The sequence below is a fragment of the Streptomyces sp. 2131.1 genome (genome assembly GCF_900105515.1).
GTDB lineage: Bacteria > Actinomycetota > Actinomycetes > Streptomycetales > Streptomycetaceae > Streptomyces > Streptomyces drozdowiczii.
This window is the reverse complement of sequence record NZ_FNSY01000001.1, coordinates 3,111,962-3,130,204: the sequence shown is the minus strand read 5'-3', so window position 1 is coordinate 3,130,204 and position 18,243 is coordinate 3,111,962. Positions and strand designations below refer to the sequence as shown.

The following is an 18,243-nucleotide window of genomic DNA, read 5'->3' as shown; positions in this document are numbered from 1 at the left end:
ATCCGCCCAAACGTACGAAGTCGGACGGGCCGGGGTCGTGATCAGGCCGCGCGCCGTGCCACGTACTCCTCGATCTCCAGCATCGGCGGCCGCTCCTGCGTGTCGACGGGGTGGGTGCGCGGGACGAATCCGCCGGTCCCGCGCTCGAACTGGGTGAGTGAGGGGCGGACCAGATGGCCGCGGGAGAGCCGTACCTGCGCGGTGCGGTAGATCGCGGCCGCCATCCGCCCGAGGGCCTGGCCGTCCTGGTGGCGGTGGACGCGGACGCCGACGTCGACCTGCGCGAGGGCGTCCAGGCCGACGGTGTGCAGCGCGTCGACGAGCAGCCCGAGCTCGACCCCGTAACCGACCGGGAACGGCAGCCGCTCCAGGAGCGAGCGGCGTACCGCGTACTCGCCGCCCAGCGGCTGGACGAAGCCCGCGAGGAGCGGCCAGTGCAGGTTGAGCAGCGGGCGGGCCACCAGCTCGGTGACGCGGCCGCCCTGGCCCGCGACCTCGCCGAGCGGCCGGTCGTACATGGCCTTGACGAACTGCACCTCGGGGTCGTCGAGCAGCGGGCCGACGATGCCGGAGACGAAGTCCGCGGAGAAGTCCTTCAGGTCCGCGTCGATGAAGCACAGGATGTCGCCGCCGGTCACCAGGAGCGAGCGCCAGAGCACCTCGCCCTTGCCGGGGACGGCCGGGAGCCGGGGCAGGATGCTGTCGCGGTGGACGACCCGCGCCCCCGCGCGGCGGGCGACCTCGGCGGTGGCGTCCGTGGAGCCCGAGTCGATCACCACCAGCTCGTCGACCAGCGGGACCTTCCCCATCAGCTCGCGCCGGATCGTGGCGACGATGTCCCCGACGGTCTCCGCCTCGTTCAGCGCGGGCAGGACGACGCTCACGCCCGTACCCCGGGCACCGTGCGCCGCGGCCTGGGCGCTCGCGGACGGGCGGTCGGCCGCCGACCAGGAACGCCTGGTCAGCCAGCGTTCGACCTCTTCGAGCACGGTCGATACTCCCTGTTATGTGATCCATCTCGCGGTACGGACGACTATCTCGACAGTCCGCTCCTTCGGTTACAGTCTTGAACAACGCGGACGGCCATCGCATGCCGGGGTCGGTCCGCCGACAAATGCCCGGATCCAAGATCCGGTGCCACAGCGCTCATCCAGAGGGACAGAGGGAACGGCCCGTTGAAGTCCCGGCAACCCTCCTGCCGACCGCGAGGTCAGGTGGGGAAGGTGCCAATTCCGTCTCGCGGCGAAACGCGCCGTGAGGAAGATGAGGAGAAAGGGCCTCGCCATCATGGCTGTTGAGACTGTCGCAGCAAACACCGAATCCTCTGTGGACCTGGGTCCCGCCGCGGCCCTTTCCTGCCGCGAATGCGGTGAACGGTTCGCACTCGGTCCCATTTTCGCCTGCGCGTCCTGTTTCGGGCCGCTCGAAGTGGCGTACGACCTGCCGAGCGGCTCCCCCGACGAGCTGAAGAAGCGCATCGAGGCCGGTCCGGACAACATCTGGCGTTACGCGCCGCTGCTGCCGGTGCCCGCCGATGTCGCCGACAAGCCCAATCTCAACCCCGGCTTCACCAAGCTGGTCAAGGCCGACAACCTCGCCCGCGAGCTGGGCGTGACCGGCGGCCTGTACGTGAAGGACGACTCCGGCAACCCGACGCACTCCTTCAAGGACCGTGTCGTCGCGATCGCCGTCGAGGCCGCCCGCGCCTTCGGCTTCACCACGCTCTCCTGCTCCTCCACCGGCAACCTGGCCGGCGCGGTCGGCGCCGCCGCCGCCCGGGCGGGCCTGCGCTCCTGCGTGTTCATCCCGCACGACCTGGAGCAGGGCAAGGTCGTCATGGCCGCGGTGTACGGCGGTGAGCTGGTCGGCATCGAGGGCAACTACGACGACGTCAACCGCTTCTGCTCCGAGCTCATCGGCGACCCGCTGGGGGAGGGCTGGGGCTTCGTCAACGTGAACCTGCGCCCGTACTACGGCGAGGGCTCCAAGACGCTGGCGTACGAGATCTGCGAGCAGCTCGGCTGGCGGCTGCCCGACCAGATCGTCATTCCGATCGCGTCCGGCTCACAGCTCACGAAGATCGACAAGGGCCTCCAGGAGCTGATCAAGCTCGGTCTGGTCGAGGACAAGCCGTACAAGATCTTCGGCGCCCAGGCCGAGGGCTGCTCCCCGGTCTCCACCGCCTTCAAGGCCGGCCACGACGTGGTCCGCCCGCAGAAGCCGAACACCATCGCCAAGTCCCTGGCGATCGGCAACCCGGCCGACGGCCCGTACGTCCTGGACATCGCCCGCCGCACCGGCGGCGCCGTCGAGGACGTGAACGACGAGCAGGTCGTCGACGCGATCAAGCTGCTGGCCCGGACCGAGGGCATCTTCGCCGAGACGGCGGGCGGGGTGACGGTCGGCGTGACGAAGAAGCTGATCGAGGCCGGCCTGCTCGACCCGGCGCTGACCACCGTCGTCCTGAACACCGGTGACGGCCTCAAGACGCTGGACGCGGTGGCCGAGACCTCGCAGGCGACCGCCACGATCCGCCCGAGCCTCGACGCGTTCCGCGCCGCCGGTCTCGCCACCAGCTGATACGCCTCCGACCACCCGAGACTTCAGGAAGGGCACCCGCCATGAGCGTCAAGGTCCGCATCCCCACCATCCTCCGCACCTACACGGGCGGCCAGGCCGAGGTTCCGGCCGAGGGCGCGACCCTCTCCGAGGTCATCGCGTCGCTGGAGAAGGACCACCCGGGCATCGCCGCCCGCGTCCTGGACGACCAGGGCAAGCTGCGCCGCTTCGTCAACGTGTACGTCAACGACGACGACGTGCGTTTCGAAGGCGGCCTCGACGCGGCGACCCCGGACGGCGCCGGCGTCTCGATCATCCCCGCCGTCGCCGGCGGCTGCTGAGTTCCCGGCTCCGTAGCTTCACGCAATTGCCCCCTCCGCGAGAGAAGCGGAGGGGGCAATTCTGCATGGTTGAGCGCGGTAGAGTGTGGGAAGTCCCCTTCGCTGCGCGTGCCGCCCGCATATGAGAATGCGCCGCCCCACGACCAGATGCAGCCAAAGTGCTTGAGCCTCTTGCGCCATAAGTCACCTTTGCCGGGCCCGACTTGCCCCGCAATCCCGTGAATTCCCCATATTCGGGCGATCGGTGCCGCGCAGAATTGTCGTCCGATTGACCTGTTGCAGAGGGCAGTTGGGCAGATACATTCAGCGGCGGTCGACGCGCTTCGGCGCACACACGTTACAGGGGAGTTAGGCATGGCTCAGGGCACCGTCAAGTGGTTCAACGCGGAGAAGGGGTACGGCTTCATCGCGGTCGACGGTGGTGCGGATGTATTCGTCCACTACAGCGCGATCCAGATGGACGGTTACCGCACCCTCGAAGAAGGTCAGCGGGTCGAGTTCGAGATCTCGCAGGGCCAGAAGGGGCCGCAGGCGGACATGGTCAAGCTCGCCGTCGGCTGAGCCCGGCACGCACGTCGGCCACGACGCTACGCACGTACGAGGGGTCCGTACCTAGGGGTACGGGCCCTTCGCGCGTCCCGGGCCCCATGCCGTGTCCCCCCGGCCCGTCCACATGCCGACGGAGGCGCTTGCACTCGACGGTGCCGAGTGCTAATCATTGGCTTAGCACTCTCCAGGTGAGAGTGACAGAATTTTGGACCGGGCCGGTGAGGCCCGCAGGCGTGGCGGGGCAAGGAACCGCCAGGCACGCAGGCCGTCCGTCGCGGGCGCCTCTCGGTCCGGAGCAATCCACCCCTGTCCGGGAGGACCACTTCACATGGCCAAGATCATCGCGTTCGACGAGGAGGCCCGGCGCGGTCTCGAGCGCGGCATGAACCAGCTCGCCGACGCCGTCAAGGTCACCCTTGGCCCCAAGGGTCGCAACGTCGTCCTCGAGAAGAAGTGGGGCGCCCCCACGATCACCAACGATGGTGTCTCCATCGCCAAGGAGATCGAGCTGGAGGACCCGTACGAGAAGATCGGTGCGGAGCTGGTCAAGGAGGTCGCCAAGAAGACGGACGACGTCGCCGGCGACGGTACGACCACCGCCACCGTTCTCGCCCAGGCGCTCGTCCGCGAGGGCCTGCGCAACGTGGCCGCGGGTGCGAACCCGATGGCTCTCAAGCGGGGCATCGAGAAGGCCGTCGAGGCCGTCTCCGCCGCCCTCCTGGAGCAGGCCAAGGACGTGGAGACCAAGGAGCAGATCGCTTCGACCGCCTCCATCTCCGCCGCCGACACCCAGATCGGCGAGCTCATCGCCGAGGCCATGGACAAGGTCGGCAAGGAAGGCGTCATCACCGTCGAGGAGTCCCAGACCTTCGGTCTGGAGCTGGAGCTCACCGAGGGTATGCGCTTCGACAAGGGCTACATCTCGGCGTACTTCGCCACCGACATGGAGCGCATGGAGTCGTCCCTCGACGACCCGTACATCCTGATCGTCAACTCCAAGGTCAGCAACGTGAAGGACCTCCTTCCGCTGCTGGAGAAGGTCATGCAGTCCGGCAAGCCGCTGCTGATCATCGCCGAGGACGTCGAGGGCGAGGCCCTGTCGACCCTGGTCGTCAACAAGATCCGTGGCACCTTCAAGTCCGTCGCCGTCAAGGCCCCGGGCTTCGGTGACCGCCGCAAGGCCATGCTCGGCGACATCGCCATCCTCACCGGTGGCACCGTCATCTCCGAGGAGGTCGGCCTCAAGCTGGAGAACGCCGGTCTCGACCTGCTCGGCCGCGCCCGCAAGGTCGTCATCACCAAGGACGAGACGACGATCGTCGACGGCGCCGGTGACAGCGACCAGGTCCAGGGCCGCGTCAACCAGATCCGTGCCGAGATCGAGAACTCCGACTCGGACTACGACCGCGAGAAGCTCCAGGAGCGTCTGGCGAAGCTGGCCGGCGGCGTGGCCGTCATCAAGGCCGGTGCCGCCACCGAGGTCGAGCTCAAGGAGCGCAAGCACCGCATCGAGGACGCGGTGCGCAACGCCAAGGCCGCCGTCGAGGAGGGCATCGTCGCCGGTGGTGGCGTGGCTCTGCTCCAGGCCTCGGCCGTCTTCGAGAAGCTGGAGCTCTCGGGTGACGAGGCGACCGGCGCCAACGCCGTGAAGCTCGCCCTGGAGGCCCCGCTCAAGCAGATCGCCGTCAACGGTGGTCTCGAGGGTGGCGTCGTCGTGGAGAAGGTGCGCAACCTGCCGATCGGTCACGGCCTCAACGCCGCGACCGGCGAGTACGTCGACATGATCGCCGAGGGCATTCTCGACCCGGCGAAGGTCACGCGCTCCGCCCTGCAGAACGCCGCGTCGATCGCCGCGCTGTTCCTCACCACCGAGGCCGTCATCGCCGACAAGCCGGAGAAGGCCGCTGCCGGCGGCGCTCCGGGCGGCATGCCGGGCGGTGACATGGACTTCTGATCCCGACGGATCGGTAGTTCAGCAGTACCAACGGCACCGGCCCCCGGGGATTCGTCCCGGGGGCCGGTGCCGTTGTGGCGGCGCCGTACAACCGTCCGACGTCGTGGGCCGTCTCATGGGGCAGAACTGTTGTTCGCGCACGGTTCGTCCATACGTATCCATCGCTTCACTGCAAGGGATCGCCCATGCTCGGAACTGTCGCCGACCACAGCCGCCCGCTGCGCAGGGCCGCCGCCGCGGTGGGGGCCGTCGCCCTCATCGCCGTGGCCGCGGCACCCGCCTCCGCGGACAACGGCCGCGTGCCCGGAGACCTGGTGCTGGGGCCGCTGACGTCCGTCGCCGGAGCGAAGATCGGTAGCGTCGTCGAGGTGCCCGCCCTCTTCGCGAACAAGGGTGACAAGGCGCTCGAAAAGATTTTTCTTACCTATGGGTTCAGCCAGGGGCTGGCCTTCGGGGGGACTTTGTCGGATTTGCCCTCCAACTGCGCTCTCAGAGGCAGCGACATCGAAAGCGACGCCGGCCTCGTGCTCTGCGAGCTGGAGCAGACAGTGAAGGCCGGCGGCATCTACGCGCCCCCGGAGACGCTGCCGCTGAAGGTCCTCGGCGAGGCGCTGAACGAGAATGTCTCCGTAATGGTCAGCACCTACGACCCCGTTCAGGAGGGCTCCGAGAAGGCCTGGCCCGGGACCGGCCCCGCGATGCAGCTGACCGAGCTGCCCCCGACCACTCCGGTGGGCGACGGCGACCACCCCTCCCGGACCCCGTCCGGTGACCAGGAGTGGGACTCGACCGACATGTCGGTGGACGCGGTGAACACGGCCGACTTGCAGATGGCGTTGCGGGAGAAGAGCCGCGCCGGGAAGACGCTCACGCTGGAGGCGACGTTCAGCAACGCGGGACCGGGCGAAGTGAAGCACTACGACAGCGAGACCTCCCTGACCAAGTTCCTGTTCAAGGCTCCGGCCGGTACGACGGTGACGAAGATCGACAACCGCTGTCGGAAGGTCACCACCGGTAGCTACAACTGCGTCCCCTACACGCATCCCTATCTGTGGGTGGGTGCCACCGACTCCTTCGCCGTGACGCTGCGCGTCGACAAGGCGGTCCCCGGGGCCAAGGCTTCGGCGTCCCTCGAGAACAAGCCGCGCTTCTACGACAAGAACAAGAAGAATGACAGCGCCACGCTGCTGATCAACAAGGACGGCGGCTCGACCGGCGGCACCGGCACCACGGACGGCGGCACCACGGACGGCGGCACCACGGGCGGTCACACCACGGGCGGCAGTTCCGCGGGCGGCGGTTCGACCGGCGGTGACGGCTCTACGTCGTCCACCGGTGGTTCCACCGGCACCGGGGGCTCCGGCTCCACGGGCGGCTCCGCCACCGGCGGAAGCGCGACGACCGGTTCCTCGGGTGCCTCGGCCACCGGCGGGAACCTGGCGAGCACCGGTTCCGGTGCGACCCTTCCCCTGGCGGGCGCGGCCGCCGCGACGCTCGCCGTCGGTGCGGGCGCGGTCCTGCTGGTCCGTCGCCGCGCGGCCCGGAGCTGACGCCGGCGGTGGGGCCGGGAGCTGACGCGGCCCCCGACCCCCACCGCCTAGGATCGGGCTCGCCGTTTCCCGACCCGTCCACGGAGGTATCGCCGGTGTCCTACGACGACGTGTGGGAGTACGGGCCGGACGAAGCGCTCGCGCAGGACGGGGAGTTCAGACTCACCGTCGTGGGGACGCCGTTCCCGGGCGGGGACGGCGAACTGCCCGCGCACGACCCCGCGCGCGCCACCGGACTGGTCGCCGCGCTGGGGACCGTGGACGACGTGGTGGGGGAGGACGGGCGGATCGAGGCGGTGGAGCGTCCGCCGTTCGCGGCGCGCGCCGACCTCGATCTGGTCGCCGTCGGGTGCTGGGGCCCGGTGTCCGAGGTGAACGACCCGGCTCTCGCGGCCGGCGGGGACGGGTCCGCGCTCGCCGAGCAGGCGGACGCCCTCGCGGCGCGCTTTCCCGGGGCGGCCGTCATCGGCTCGGTGCGGGTGGACCACCCGGTGGCGTACAGCGCGCACGTCGTCCAGCACCCGGACGGGGTACGGCTGTTCGCGGCCGGGTGGGCCGGTGAGGGTGACTGGGACCTGGAGGGCGGCGTCGCGGAGGTGGCCGGGGCGTTCGGGATCGACGCCGACGCGCTGCGGGACGCGGGCGTCGACCCGGACGGCGAGCCCGGGGACCTCGCCTGGGAGAGCCTGACCCGGCTGGTCCTGCGGCGGACGAGCCCGCTGCACCGGGCGGGCCGCACGCTGTCGGTGTTCCGGGTGCGGCGGTCCGAGGGGACGGCCGGGGACCTGGAGGACACCTGGATCGGGGAGCCGGACGGCTTCTGACCGGGCCCCGGCCGGCGGCGTACCGGATGCGCGCGCGGCGCGACCGCCGTGCGGAGATTCGGCGAGGACATGCCGAAACAACCCCGGGTGTCTCACAGCGGATTCCTAGATTATGCAAAGGGCGGCGCACACAGACCAGTTGGCTTCGGAGCCGACGGCGCCGCCGAACGGGGAGAAGTCAGTGAGCATCCGAATACCTCAGCCTGCGCTCCGCCGGCCCGTGTGGACGCGTATCGCGCTCGTCCTCACCGCCGCCGGGGCCCTGACCCTGACCGGCCTGCCCGCCTTGGAGCAGGCGGACGCCGCCAAGGCCAAGGCGGTCCGGTGCGACGAGAAGTTCCTGGGGAAGCAGTTCCCCTCGACGCCCGCCAACTCGGGGCCGCCGGACAGCCTGCCGTACGACGCCTGGCCGACCGACGAGAACTACACGTACGACAACCCGGCCAAGGCGTACGACGGGGTGCTGCCGCCGACCGACGCGCAGCGCGAGAAGGCGGGCACGAACTACCGCAAGTGGCAGCGGGCGTACAACAAGTCCAAGAGCCCGGCGGACAAGGTCATGGAGATCTACGCCCGCTACAACAGCCAGTACGACAAGAAGACGGGGTTCAAGGAGTTCCAGCGCTTCCTGGACGTGCGGTACGTCGGCAACCACGGCAATCCGCCCCGGGGTGAGGCCTTCGAGGCGCGCATGGTCAAGAAGTACAACATGGTCGGCCCGGACTGGTGGTGCCAGGACCCGATCGAGTACAAGGACCCCGAGACCGGCGAGAAGCGCACGCGGGTGGTGGACGCCCACAACCGGCGCACCGAGCGCAAGGTCGAGATGAAGTCCAACGGCAAGATCGAGGACGACCAGCTCAAGGCCGACCGGCAGATCGCCAAGGAGAAGCCGAAGTCGACGTTCCGGTACCTGACCGGGGCGAAGACGGAGGACTCCACGAAGAGGAAGATCGCGCAGTTCGACGCGGACCTGAAGCGGGACCGGGGCACCGGCCGCACCCAGGCCGGGGTCAACGAGCGGCGCTCGAACGCGATCGAGCGCACCCAGAAGCCGAACCAGTACACGAGGTTCGACAAGCGCTTCAACCCCGATCCGCTCAAGGGCGGCAGTCAGGGACCGCTCTTCGACCAGGCCCTGAGGTCCGGGAAGACCGCCGAGGAGGCCCGCAGGATCCAGGCCATCTACAACAGGAACAACGGCGGCGGCTACTTCGGCCGGGGGCCCGGCGGCATCGACTTCTCCACCCTGGAGATCAACTACGTCGGTACGCCCGTCAGGGGCAAGGGCCTCGACTACTCGATGAAGGCCGACTACGTCGCGGACCCGGACACCAACCCCGGGTACGGCGGTGACGCCAAGCTGCAGCTGGCCTCGGACGCCTTCTTCACCTGGCTGGCGCTGAGCCCGGAGAAGTTCTGGGTCAACCTCAATCCGATCAGGCCGGACCTGATCATGGACAAGGACTTCGCGAAGACCGACGCGGGGCGGGTCCTGCTGGAGTCCGACCTGATCCTCAAGCACGACTACGCGGACGCGATGAACCCCGACAAGTACGAGCGCGGGGAGAAGTTCTGGAAGGCGGCGCCGCGTACGCCGGAGGGGATGCCCTGCCTGCCGATCATCCGGCAGTGGATCACCCCGAAGCCGGCGAAGGTCCGTGAGCAGGACGGCGGGATCTACATCCTGGACGCCCCGCTCAAGGTCAACATGGAGGTCCCGACCGGCCCCGACGTCCCGAAGAACAGCTGCGAGCTGACCAAGGCGCAGACCGAGCAGGCCGAGCAGCTGATCCTCTCGACGATCCAGCCGGAGCTGGAGCGCCGGGTCAACGACGACCCGTCCTACGCGGACCTGCGCCGCGTCTACTCCTCGCGCGTCGCGGCCGAGTACATCCGCCGCAAGGACGCCGTGGAGGCGACCGACTTCCGCAAGATCATCAACAGCAACGACGTGTCGCGGTGGCCGCTGCGGGACGAGAACAAGAACTGGGACAAGAAGACCGTCTACGACAAGTACGTCGACTCGTTCAAGAACGGCGACTACAAGTTCGAGCGCGTCTACGACGGCAAGGTGTGGATCCTGTCGATGGGCGGGGTCGACTTCTCGAAGGCGCCCAGGAAGAACATCAGCGGGACCGAGTTCAAGACGCGGCACAAGGGCCTGGACAGGACGACGAAGACGTCCGTGCAGACCGAGGTGACCTACCAGGACGGTGACACGGCGTACCTGGGCGGGAGTACGGAGGGCCGGGCGACGACCCCCGAGGACCCGAAGCCGACGCCCTCGCCGACCGGTTCGTCCCACCCGAAGCCGACCGACGGCCCGTCGACCCCGGCCCCCGGCTCGTCGTCCACTCCGGGCGGCGGCCACTCCACCCCGCCGGCCAAGGACCCGGACGGCGACCTGGCGCACACCGGCAACGACCTGCCCGTCGGGCTGTTCGTCGGGGCGGCCGCAGCGCTCGCGGTCGTCGGCGGCGCGCTGACGTGGTGGATGCGGCGGAGGAGGGCCCCGGGGCACTGACGCCCGCCTGACGGCCTGACCGCCCGACCCGTCGTCCCCCGCACCCGCTGGCTCCATGGGTGCGGGGGACAGCCGTGTCCGAACCTCTACTTGCGTTCATTTGCGCAAAAATAAAATGCGCTCGCGCACTTCAAACACATCCCTGTGAAATCCATTCGCAGGAGTCTTGTGGGCGGCGAGGTGCGCGCCCTACTGTCGCCTCGTCCACGACGGCGGCGACTTCCCACGCGCGCACGGCCGTTGAGCCTCGTCGACCCCGTGTCGACCCCTCAGAGAAACGGGCATGCGATGTCACGGAAGACCGCCGCCGCCGCGGCTCCGGTGCGAAGACCGCGCCGGACAGGGCTGTACGCCACCGCCGTCGCCTCGGTGACCGCGGCCGCCGTCGGCCTCGGCGCACTGGCCGCCGCCCCCGCGTCCGCCGCACCCCGGCCCGCCGCGCCGGTCGTCACCCGCGCCGCCCTCGACCCCGCCCTGGTGCGGGGGCGCGGCGCGAAGGTGGCCTTCGCCGAGCAGGAGGCCGAGAACGCGGTCACCAACGGCACGGTCATCGGCCCGGACCGGACCGCGTACACGCTGCCGTCCGAGGCGTCCGGCCGGAAGGCGGTCAAGCTGGCGCCCGGCCAGCACGTGGAGTTCACGCTGCCCGCCGCGGCCAATGCGATCACCGTCCGCTACAGCATCCCGGACGCCCCGGGCGGCGGCGGGATCACGGCCCCGCTGGACGTCTCGGTGAACGGCACCAAGCGGTCCACGATGACGCTGACCTCGCAGTACTCCTGGCTGTACAACCAGTACCCGTTCTCCAACGACCCGGGCGCCGGGCTGCTCCACCCCGACTGGTGGATCACCGAGTGCTCCTGCGTACCCGCGGAGACGACGCCCGCCCCGGTCGTCGACAAGCCGTTCCGGCCCAGCCACTTCTACGACGAGCAGCGCCTCCTGCTCGGCCGTACGTACCGCGCGGGCGACACCGTACGGCTGACCGTGCCGGCCGGGAGCCGGGCCGCGTGGACGGCGATCGACCTGCTGGATTCGGAGCGCGTCGGGCTGCCGCACGTCGAGCTGCTCGCCGCCAACGTCCTCGCGTTCGGGGCCGATCCGACCGGGCGCCGGGACGCGGCGGGCGCGATCGAGAAGGCCATCGCGTTCGCCCGGCGCACGCACCTGAAGGTGTACATCCCGCCGGGGACGTACCGGGTCGACCGGCACATCGTCGTCGACGACGTCACGATCACCGGCGCGGGGAACTGGTACACGAAGATCAAGGGCCGCGAGGTGGCGCTCGACGAGCCGGCCGCCGACGGCTCCACGCACACCGGGGTCGGCTTCTACGGGAAGCCCGCTGCCGAGGGCGGCAGCCGCAACGTGCACCTCTCCGGCTTCGCCATCGAGGGCGACGTGCGCGAGCGCATCGACACCGACCAGGTCAACGCCATCGGTGGCGCGATGAGCGACTCGACGATCACCGGCCTGCACATCAGCCACACCAAGGTCGGCATGTGGTTCGACGGCCCCATGAAGAACCTCCGGGTCTCGGAGACGATGATCACCGACCAGATCGCGGACGCCGTCAACTTCCACACCGGCGTGACCGATTCACGCGTGACGAACACCTTCGTACGCAACTCGGGCGACGACGGCCTCGCGATGTGGGCCGAGAAGACGACCAACGCACGCAACACCTTCGACCACAACACCGTCCAGACTCCGGTCCTCGCCAACGGCATCGCGATCCACGGCGGCACCGACATCACGGTCTCGGACAACCTGGTCGCCGACCCCGTCCGCGAGGGCAGCGCCCTGCACCTCGGCGCACGCTTCGGCGCGGAGCCGTTCGCGGGGAAGGTGGAGCTGGCCCGCAACACCACCGTCCGCGCGGGCACGTACGAACTCAACTGGAAGATCGGCCTCGGCGCGCTGTGGGTCTTCGCGCTGGACCGCAGCATCGACGGCGCGGACATCCGGGTCACCGGCAACGACTTCCTCGACAGCACCTACAACGCGCTGATGCTGGTCTCGGACTGGGCGGTGAAGGACCAGTACGTCATCGAGAACATCCACTTCAAGGACCTCCGCGTCGACGGCACCGGCACCTCGGTCCTGAGCGCCCGCGCGGCGGGCAGCGCGACCTTCGAGAACGTGGACGCGCGGAACGTGGGCGCGGTGGGCGTGAACAACTGCGGCTCGTTCAACTTCCCCGCCACGGGCTCCGAGTTCGGCCTGACGGACCTGGGCGGCAACGACGGCGGCTGGTTCGCGCCGTGGCTCCTGCCAAACACGATCACCTGCGACGACCGCCCGGAGGCGGTCCCGCCGCCGGCGCCGGGAGCGTGGTGACCGGTTCCTGACGCCCCGACGGCCACGGGTGCGGCTGGTTGCATACGCTCGACACCAGCACACGGCAACCAGCCGCCGCCCGACGCACGGGAGAGACCACCGGTATGGCCGTCATCCACCGCACCACGCTGTCACCGACCAAGCTCGAACTGCTCGCCCCCTGGCTCCCGACCCGCCCCTGGTACGCGGGCTCCGCGTCCCCGGTCCTGGACAGGAGCGGCGGCTTCCGGCTCGACGACCCGCAGGGTGAGGTGGGCATCGAGTTCATGGTGGTCACCGACACCTCGGGCGCCGAGCCGGTGGCGTACTTCGTGCCGCTCACCTACCGGGGCGCGCCGCTCGCGGGCGCCGAGGACGCGCTCGTCGGCACGACCGAGCACGGGGTGCTCGGGAAGCGCTGGGTGTACGACGGCGGCCACGACCCGGTCCTGGCGGAGCGGCTGTTCGCCCTCCTCGACGGCCGCGCCGAGCCCCAGGCCCAGAGCGAGACGGACACCCCGGACCCCACGATCACCCACTCCTCCACCGGCGTCCCCTTCGGCTCCGCCGTCGCCACGGTGACCGACGGCCCCGAGGGCACGGACCTCTCCGTCACTGGCGCAACCCTGCGCCTGAACCGCGTCCTGCGTCCCGCCGGGGACGGCGACCCGCTGCCGGAGGGCGCGACCGGCCAGGTCTCCGGCCCCTGGCGCACGCCGGAGGACGTGGAGGTACGGGGGACGTTCGCGGTGCTGCGTACGGCGTAGGGCCTTGGAGGCCCCCGCTCACCGGTCGGCGCTGCCCGGCGGGACGACCCACTCGGCGGGCCGGCCGGTGAGCGAGGCGATCATGTCGAAGTCGCCGTCGTAGTGCAGGACGGTCAGCCGGTTCAGCTCGGCAGTCGCGGCGATCAGCAGGTCCGGGAGCGACAGGGCCCGGTGGAAGCCGGCGCGGAGGGCGTGCCGCTGCACCTCCAGGGCGCGGGCGAAGATGTCCTCCGTGACGGGGTGGCCGCCCGCCCCGGAGGCCGGGTTGGGATACGGAGGATCCAGAGGGGCCTTCGTAAGGCGCGGGCGCACGGCCTTGAGTGCGTGGGATGCCCGTGGCAGGGTCGCGTCGCATGATCGATGGATTTGCGAAGGACCACCTGCACGGGCGGCTGCGGCGGGACCGTGAGGCGCTGCTGTGGAAGCTCGACGGCCTGTCCGAGTACGACGCACGCCGGCCGCTGACGGCGACCGGGACCAATCTCCTCGGGCTGGTCAAGCACGTGGCCACCGTCGAGGCCAGGTACTTCGGCGAGGTCTTCGGCCGCCCGTCCCCGGAGCCGCTGCCCCTGTGGCAGGACGCCGACGGCAGCGATCTGTGGGCGGCGGAGGGCGAGACCCGCGACCAGATCACCGGGTTCTACCGGCGTACGTGGGAGCACTCCGACGCGACGATCGACGTGCTCTCGATCGACGCCCCCGGCCGCATCCCGTGGTGGCCGGAGCCGTACGCCGACACGAACCTGTTCGCCGTCCTGGTCCACGTACTCGGTGAGACCGTCCGTCACGCCGGGCACGCCGACATCCTCCGCGAGGGCCTCGACGGCCGGACCGGCCTGCGGCCCGAACACGAGCGGGAGATCGACGAGGAGGCCCGGGCGGCCTACCGCGCGAAGGTCGAGCGGGCGGCCGGGCCGGGCGCACCCGTCGGACCGTAGAGCCCTTCAGCGCCTCGGCCGGTCCGACTTCGGGATCAGGCCCGCTCGTGCGGCTCGGGCGTGGGCCCGGACCTGTTGGGCGGGGAGCGTGGGGGCGGGGCGGGTGGGTTTGCCCCGGCAGGGGCCACACTTGCCGCCCGGTAGCGCGTCGGCCGTTCCGGGGGCCCGGCATTCGCTGCATTCCAGGCTGCGCAGAACCGTCTGCGGTTCCCGGGCCGGGGGCAGCTTGTTCTGGAGGCGGGTGGCCACGAACGCGGCCGGGTGGTGGATGCGGCTCGGGAGGCCCGTGGTCAGGGCCTGGAGGATCTCCGGGGGCGTGGCGCCCCGGTTCAGCCACTCGGTCACCCCGGGTTCCAGGGCGACGCAGTCGCGGTCCGACAGCGACAGGGCGGGGGCCGTACGGCCCAGAGCCGCCAGCAGAATGAACGCCTTCGAGCGCGTCGCCCGCTGGGGCTCCTTCGGTACGTCGCCCCGGCTGAACGCCGCCCACCACGCGTTGTCCCGCGCCGTCCGCGAGAAGAACGTGCGCGTCACCCACAGCAGGTTCTCCCCGCTCGCCACGCACTCGCTGCCCCGCCGCAGGTGGCCCGCCTCCTGGAGGCGGTTCAGCGTGGTCCGGATCGCGCACTGCCCGTACGGGAGTGCCTTCGCGAGCGCCTTCACGGAGATGTCGGCCCCGTCGCACAGCCCGTCGACGTAGGCGGCGACGGCGGCGTCACGGGGGAGCAGGTGGGCGAAGTCCGCACCCGTATGCGGCCGTTGGTCGGGCGCGGAGCGCTTTCCGTAACCGGGGTTCGCCATCGGGTGTTCGGGCGAGGGTGCACTACTAAACTGGCTGTCAGCCATGAGGTCGCGCTCCGGGCGATCGAGGTGGTCAGGCCCCTGGCGGTGTTTCCGCACCGGCGGGGGCCGTCTTCAGGTCTGTGTCCTCGCTGAAGCTAGAACGTGCCTACGGTCCGTCGCAACTCGATCGCGAAAAGTGAACCCTTGCGGGTCACGAGGGTGGGCGGGTGGGTACAAGCCCCTCCCAACCATTCCGCTGAAAGAGCGCTCGGACCTCGCGACTTGAGCGCCGGGGAGCGCCTGGCCGCGCTCCCCGCTCTCCGCCCGGCGGCCCTCAGGGCAGCGGGCGGGCAGGCGTCACCTTCTGGGTGTGGACGACGGCATCGAACCAGCTTGCGAGTGACCCGCCGGACATGTGATGGCCCTCATCATCGTGCGGGTCGTACGACGGGCCTATCAGCCGCGTACGAGTCGAGGTGTCCAGAAAACGGCGCACCTGCTCGGGGCGCGGGAGGCTCAGGTCGAGGAGGTAGCCGGTCCTGTTCCCCGCGGCCTCGCTCAGCATGGCGTCCACGAAGCCCGGGCCCGGAGTCGGCAAGGGCTGGCCGATTGAACCGTGGGCCAGGGTGAGGCCGACGGACCGGAAGTCAGGACCCAGGCGCTCACGCAGGTACCCACCCATGTTCCGGTGCGTTTCGGGGGGCTTGGAAGAGGAGACGGACACGGTACGCGGGGTGCCGATGGCCGTGTGGGCCATGCCGCCCCAGTAGACGACCTTGTCCCCGGAGCGCTGCTGCCACCAGGCCGCACCGTCGGCCAGTGTGCGTTCCGCTGCGGCCAGGCCGCTGAGCGGCGAGGCGTGGCGGATCGGTTCAGCAGGTGATTGCGCGAAACGGACCGGGTCTTCCGGGTGGCGCTTGTTGTAGGACCGCATCCAGCGGATGAGTTCCAGGATCTCCGCGGTCTGCCAGAACGTCCGTGCCTCTGCGAGCATGGCCCGCGGGTCCCCCTCGCCGGTAGCGACGTAGGCGTCCAGGCCGAGTCGGCCGGGGTCGTCACCCTCCAGGGCGATGCTCCGGAACCCCTCCTCCTCCACCAGCAGGCGCACCACGCGGTGGGCGACTTCCGACAGTTCGTGTGTCAGCCGGGCGGCGGCCCCCAGCGCCACGATCCTGGCGTCGCGCACCAGTGGGGCGAGAGGTCGCAGATCGTCCAACGGCTCGTCGGGCTTGCCTGCGGTGAACGCGTGGGAGTTCTTCCCGATCCATTCCGTAGCCGTCTGCATGGACCTGCCCTTCGTCTCCGAGCTCCGCTTGTGCGGGCCACTCAGGAGATCGTTTGGCCTCAAGCATGGTTGAGGTCAAGGGTCGGGGCAGGCCGGAAGCCGGCCCCGCCACGCGGTTCGGTGTATCGGCTCCCGGCTCCCTCTGTGTCAGGCCTGCTTGAGGTCGGTGATGAAGGGGTGCCAGGCGGTGGCCGCGAACACGATGGCCGGGCCGTCGGTCATCTTTGAGTCCCGGACGGGGACGACCTCGGGGGCGCCGTCGAGGACTTCGAGGCAGTTGCCGCCGCTGGCGTCGCTGTAGGTGGACTTGCGCCAGGTGGCGACCTCCACGCAGTTGCCGCCGTCGCCCCCGCTGTAGCTGGACTTGTGCCAGGTGGCCTTGGACAGGTCGTAGTCAGTGCTCCTGCGCTTCATGCTCGTAATCCTCCGCCACCGACTCGATCAAGGCCAGGGACGCTGCCGGTGAGAGCGCGCTGGCCACGACCAGATCGTAGGTCAGTTCGTAACTCCTCACAGTTCCTGGGTCGTCGAGGAGTTGGCCTGCTCCGAGGCCGTCCAGGTAGGCCAGGGGTGGGGCGTCCTTGAATGCCATGAGCTTGAGGCCACCGCCCATAGCCGCGTGGCCGCCCGCGTCGAACGGCAGTACCTGAATGATGATGCGGCGCCGATGGGTCAGAGTGGAGATGTGGCGAAGTGCCTCCGCCATGGTCCTCGGGGTGCCCACTTGCCTACGTAGCACTGCCTCGTCCAGCACGAACCACAACAACGGCTCTGTTGGATCCGCGAGGATCTGCGCACGTTCGAGTCGAGCCGCAACTAGATCGTCAATCGCGCCTTCGGCGGCGGTGGGAAGCCCACTCCTGAACACCGCCCGCGCGTACGCCTCCGTCTGTAGCAATCCCGGGATGAGCTGCGGTGCGTACTCCTTGATCTCCGTCGCCCGCGCCTCCGCCTCGGCGGCCTCCGCGAAGTGATCGGGGTACTTGGACTTCCCCAGCGCCGCGCAGTTCCGTACGAAGAAGCCCTCGGCGCTCAACGCCCTGTCGAACTCGGCCGCCTGGTCCATCTGCATGCGCCGTACGCCGGATTCGAGCTGGCCGATGAACGAACCGCTGAGGAAGAGGGGCTTGCCCAGGTCGTTCTGGGAGAGGCCGGCCCGCTCTCTTCGGTGGCGGAGTTCGGCGCCCAGCAGGGCCCTCGGGGAGGAGGAGGGGTCGAGTTTTCTGGGTCGCGCCATGACAACTCCCGGTCGCACACATGTGGTTGTTGGGTCGGAACCTCTTCCAGGCTAGCGAGAGAATCACCACTCTGGGTATGCATTCCCATTACTCAGCGTGGAAGGAATGGATCATGACGACTACGGAACGGCGCAGAGCAGCGGTGGCGAAGATTCGCGAGGCCGAGGAGGTGGTGGCGTTGCTGAGGGAAGGGTTCGCGCGGGCCGGGGTGAAGCTGCCGTCGCTGCGGATCGACGCGGCCTCGTGCGCGGGTGACGATCCGGCGGTCCTGATCGACCTGGGGCGCTGCAACCTGGAGGCGGCGCAGCGGCTGAGCCGGATGCTGGACGAGAAGGCGGCGGCGTCGTGACGGGCGGGGGTGACGGCCCGGAGGCGGGGTGTACGCCGGAGCGGGGATCGTTCGCCGTGGACGTGCGGGACGGACGGGTGGGCCGGGTGATGGGCCGCGTCGGGGCGTACGTGCGGCTGCGGCCGCCGGGTGGCGGGCCGGTGTGGGACTGCCCACCGGAGTCCGTACGGCCGGCGCCGCCGGGAGCGGTGCTGCGGGCGCGGGTGACGGAGATCAACCGGGAAGGGCAACTGCCGCGATGAGCGACGTTCGGCACCGGA

17 protein-coding genes, 1 pseudogene and 1 riboswitch are annotated in these 18,243 nt (G+C 69.9%); of the genes and pseudogenes, 12 read left to right on the top strand and 6 right to left on the bottom strand.

Annotated features, from left to right (window positions below; genetic code table 11):
- Positions 1 to 41: 41 nt before the first annotated feature.
- Positions 42 to 989 (bottom strand): glucosyl-3-phosphoglycerate synthase, encoded by a 948-nt coding sequence (locus BLW14_RS14080; RefSeq protein WP_093707629.1) that lies wholly within the window; start codon positions 987 to 989, stop codon positions 42 to 44.
- 154 nt (positions 990 to 1,143) lie between these two features.
- Positions 1,144 to 1,270: riboswitch (SAM riboswitch) on the top strand.
- A gap of 17 nt (positions 1,271 to 1,287) precedes the next feature.
- On the opposite strand from BLW14_RS14080, the gene thrC reads away from it, so the two are divergent.
- The 9 genes from thrC to BLW14_RS14035 all read left to right on the top strand — a co-directional run bounded on the left by thrC (position 1,288) and on the right by BLW14_RS14035 (position 13,390).
- Positions 1,288 to 2,580, top strand: coding sequence for a threonine synthase (gene thrC / locus BLW14_RS14075; RefSeq protein WP_093707627.1), 1,293 nt, complete (start codon positions 1,288 to 1,290; stop codon positions 2,578 to 2,580).
- Positions 2,581 to 2,621: 41 nt separating this feature from the next.
- Positions 2,622 to 2,900: a MoaD/ThiS family protein gene (locus tag BLW14_RS14070; protein WP_018101573.1), complete on the top strand. Its 279-nt coding sequence runs from the start codon at positions 2,622 to 2,624 to the stop codon at positions 2,898 to 2,900.
- Between the two features lie 354 nt (positions 2,901 to 3,254).
- On the top strand, positions 3,255 to 3,461 hold the full coding sequence (locus BLW14_RS14065) for a cold-shock protein (protein WP_003967346.1): 207 nt from the start codon (positions 3,255 to 3,257) through the stop codon (positions 3,459 to 3,461).
- Positions 3,462 to 3,777: 316 nt separating this feature from the next.
- Positions 3,778 to 5,403 carry a chaperonin GroEL gene (gene groL / locus BLW14_RS14060; protein WP_093707625.1) on the top strand — a complete coding sequence of 542 codons (1,626 nt, stop codon included), beginning with the start codon at positions 3,778 to 3,780 and terminating at the stop codon, positions 5,401 to 5,403.
- Positions 5,404 to 5,588: 185 nt separating this feature from the next.
- Positions 5,589 to 6,953 (top strand): hypothetical protein, encoded by a 1,365-nt coding sequence (locus BLW14_RS14055; RefSeq protein ID WP_093707623.1) that lies wholly within the window; start codon positions 5,589 to 5,591, stop codon positions 6,951 to 6,953.
- A 95-nt stretch (positions 6,954 to 7,048) separates the two neighbouring features.
- Positions 7,049 to 7,777 (top strand): DUF6333 family protein, encoded by a 729-nt coding sequence (locus BLW14_RS14050; RefSeq protein ID WP_093707621.1) that lies wholly within the window; start codon positions 7,049 to 7,051, stop codon positions 7,775 to 7,777.
- 220 nt (positions 7,778 to 7,997) lie between these two features.
- Positions 7,998 to 10,304, top strand: a complete 2,307-nt coding sequence (locus BLW14_RS14045) for a hypothetical protein (RefSeq protein WP_093707619.1) — start codon at positions 7,998 to 8,000, stop codon at positions 10,302 to 10,304.
- A 288-nt stretch (positions 10,305 to 10,592) separates the two neighbouring features.
- Complete coding sequence (locus BLW14_RS14040; RefSeq protein WP_093707617.1) at positions 10,593 to 12,644, top strand: glycosyl hydrolase family 28-related protein; 2,052 nt, start codon at positions 10,593 to 10,595, stop codon at positions 12,642 to 12,644.
- A gap of 104 nt (positions 12,645 to 12,748) precedes the next feature.
- Positions 12,749 to 13,390 carry a maltokinase N-terminal cap-like domain-containing protein gene (locus tag BLW14_RS14035; RefSeq protein WP_093707615.1) on the top strand — a complete coding sequence of 214 codons (642 nt, stop codon included), beginning with the start codon at positions 12,749 to 12,751 and terminating at the stop codon, positions 13,388 to 13,390.
- Between the two features lie 18 nt (positions 13,391 to 13,408).
- Here BLW14_RS14035 and BLW14_RS14030 read toward each other — a convergent pair.
- A pseudogene (locus BLW14_RS14030) lies at positions 13,409 to 13,621 on the bottom strand (PIN domain-containing protein); the annotation flags it as partial.
- A 122-nt stretch (positions 13,622 to 13,743) separates the two neighbouring features.
- On the opposite strand from BLW14_RS14030, the gene BLW14_RS14025 reads away from it, so the two are divergent.
- On the top strand, positions 13,744 to 14,328 hold the full coding sequence (locus tag BLW14_RS14025; protein WP_093707614.1) for a DinB family protein: 585 nt from the start codon (positions 13,744 to 13,746) through the stop codon (positions 14,326 to 14,328).
- A gap of 6 nt (positions 14,329 to 14,334) precedes the next feature.
- Here BLW14_RS14025 and BLW14_RS14020 read toward each other — a convergent pair whose 3' ends face one another.
- The 4 genes from BLW14_RS14020 to BLW14_RS14005 form a co-directional block, all read right to left on the bottom strand.
- Positions 14,335 to 15,174: a hypothetical protein gene (locus BLW14_RS14020; protein ID WP_256332772.1), complete on the bottom strand. Its 840-nt coding sequence runs from the start codon at positions 15,172 to 15,174 to the stop codon at positions 14,335 to 14,337.
- 271 nt (positions 15,175 to 15,445) lie between these two features.
- A complete protein-coding gene (locus BLW14_RS14015; protein WP_093707610.1) occupies positions 15,446 to 16,396 on the bottom strand; it encodes an erythromycin esterase family protein in 951 nt (316 codons plus the stop codon).
- 147 nt (positions 16,397 to 16,543) lie between these two features.
- On the bottom strand, positions 16,544 to 16,810 hold the full coding sequence (locus BLW14_RS14010) for a DUF397 domain-containing protein (RefSeq protein WP_093707608.1): 267 nt from the start codon (positions 16,808 to 16,810) through the stop codon (positions 16,544 to 16,546).
- Positions 16,791 to 17,633: a helix-turn-helix domain-containing protein gene (locus BLW14_RS14005; RefSeq protein WP_093707606.1), complete on the bottom strand. Its 843-nt coding sequence runs from the start codon at positions 17,631 to 17,633 to the stop codon at positions 16,791 to 16,793. Before BLW14_RS14005 ends, BLW14_RS14010 begins: the two co-directional genes overlap by 20 nt.
- A gap of 113 nt (positions 17,634 to 17,746) precedes the next feature.
- Between BLW14_RS14005 and BLW14_RS14000 the strand changes: the two genes are divergently transcribed.
- Positions 17,747 to 17,983, top strand: coding sequence for a hypothetical protein (locus BLW14_RS14000; protein WP_093707604.1), 237 nt, complete (start codon positions 17,747 to 17,749; stop codon positions 17,981 to 17,983).
- Entirely contained in the window at positions 17,980 to 18,225 is a 246-nt protein-coding gene (locus tag BLW14_RS13995) for a hypothetical protein (RefSeq protein WP_093707602.1), read from the top strand. Before BLW14_RS14000 ends, BLW14_RS13995 begins: the two co-directional genes overlap by 4 nt.
- Positions 18,226 to 18,243: the final 18 nt, after the last annotated feature.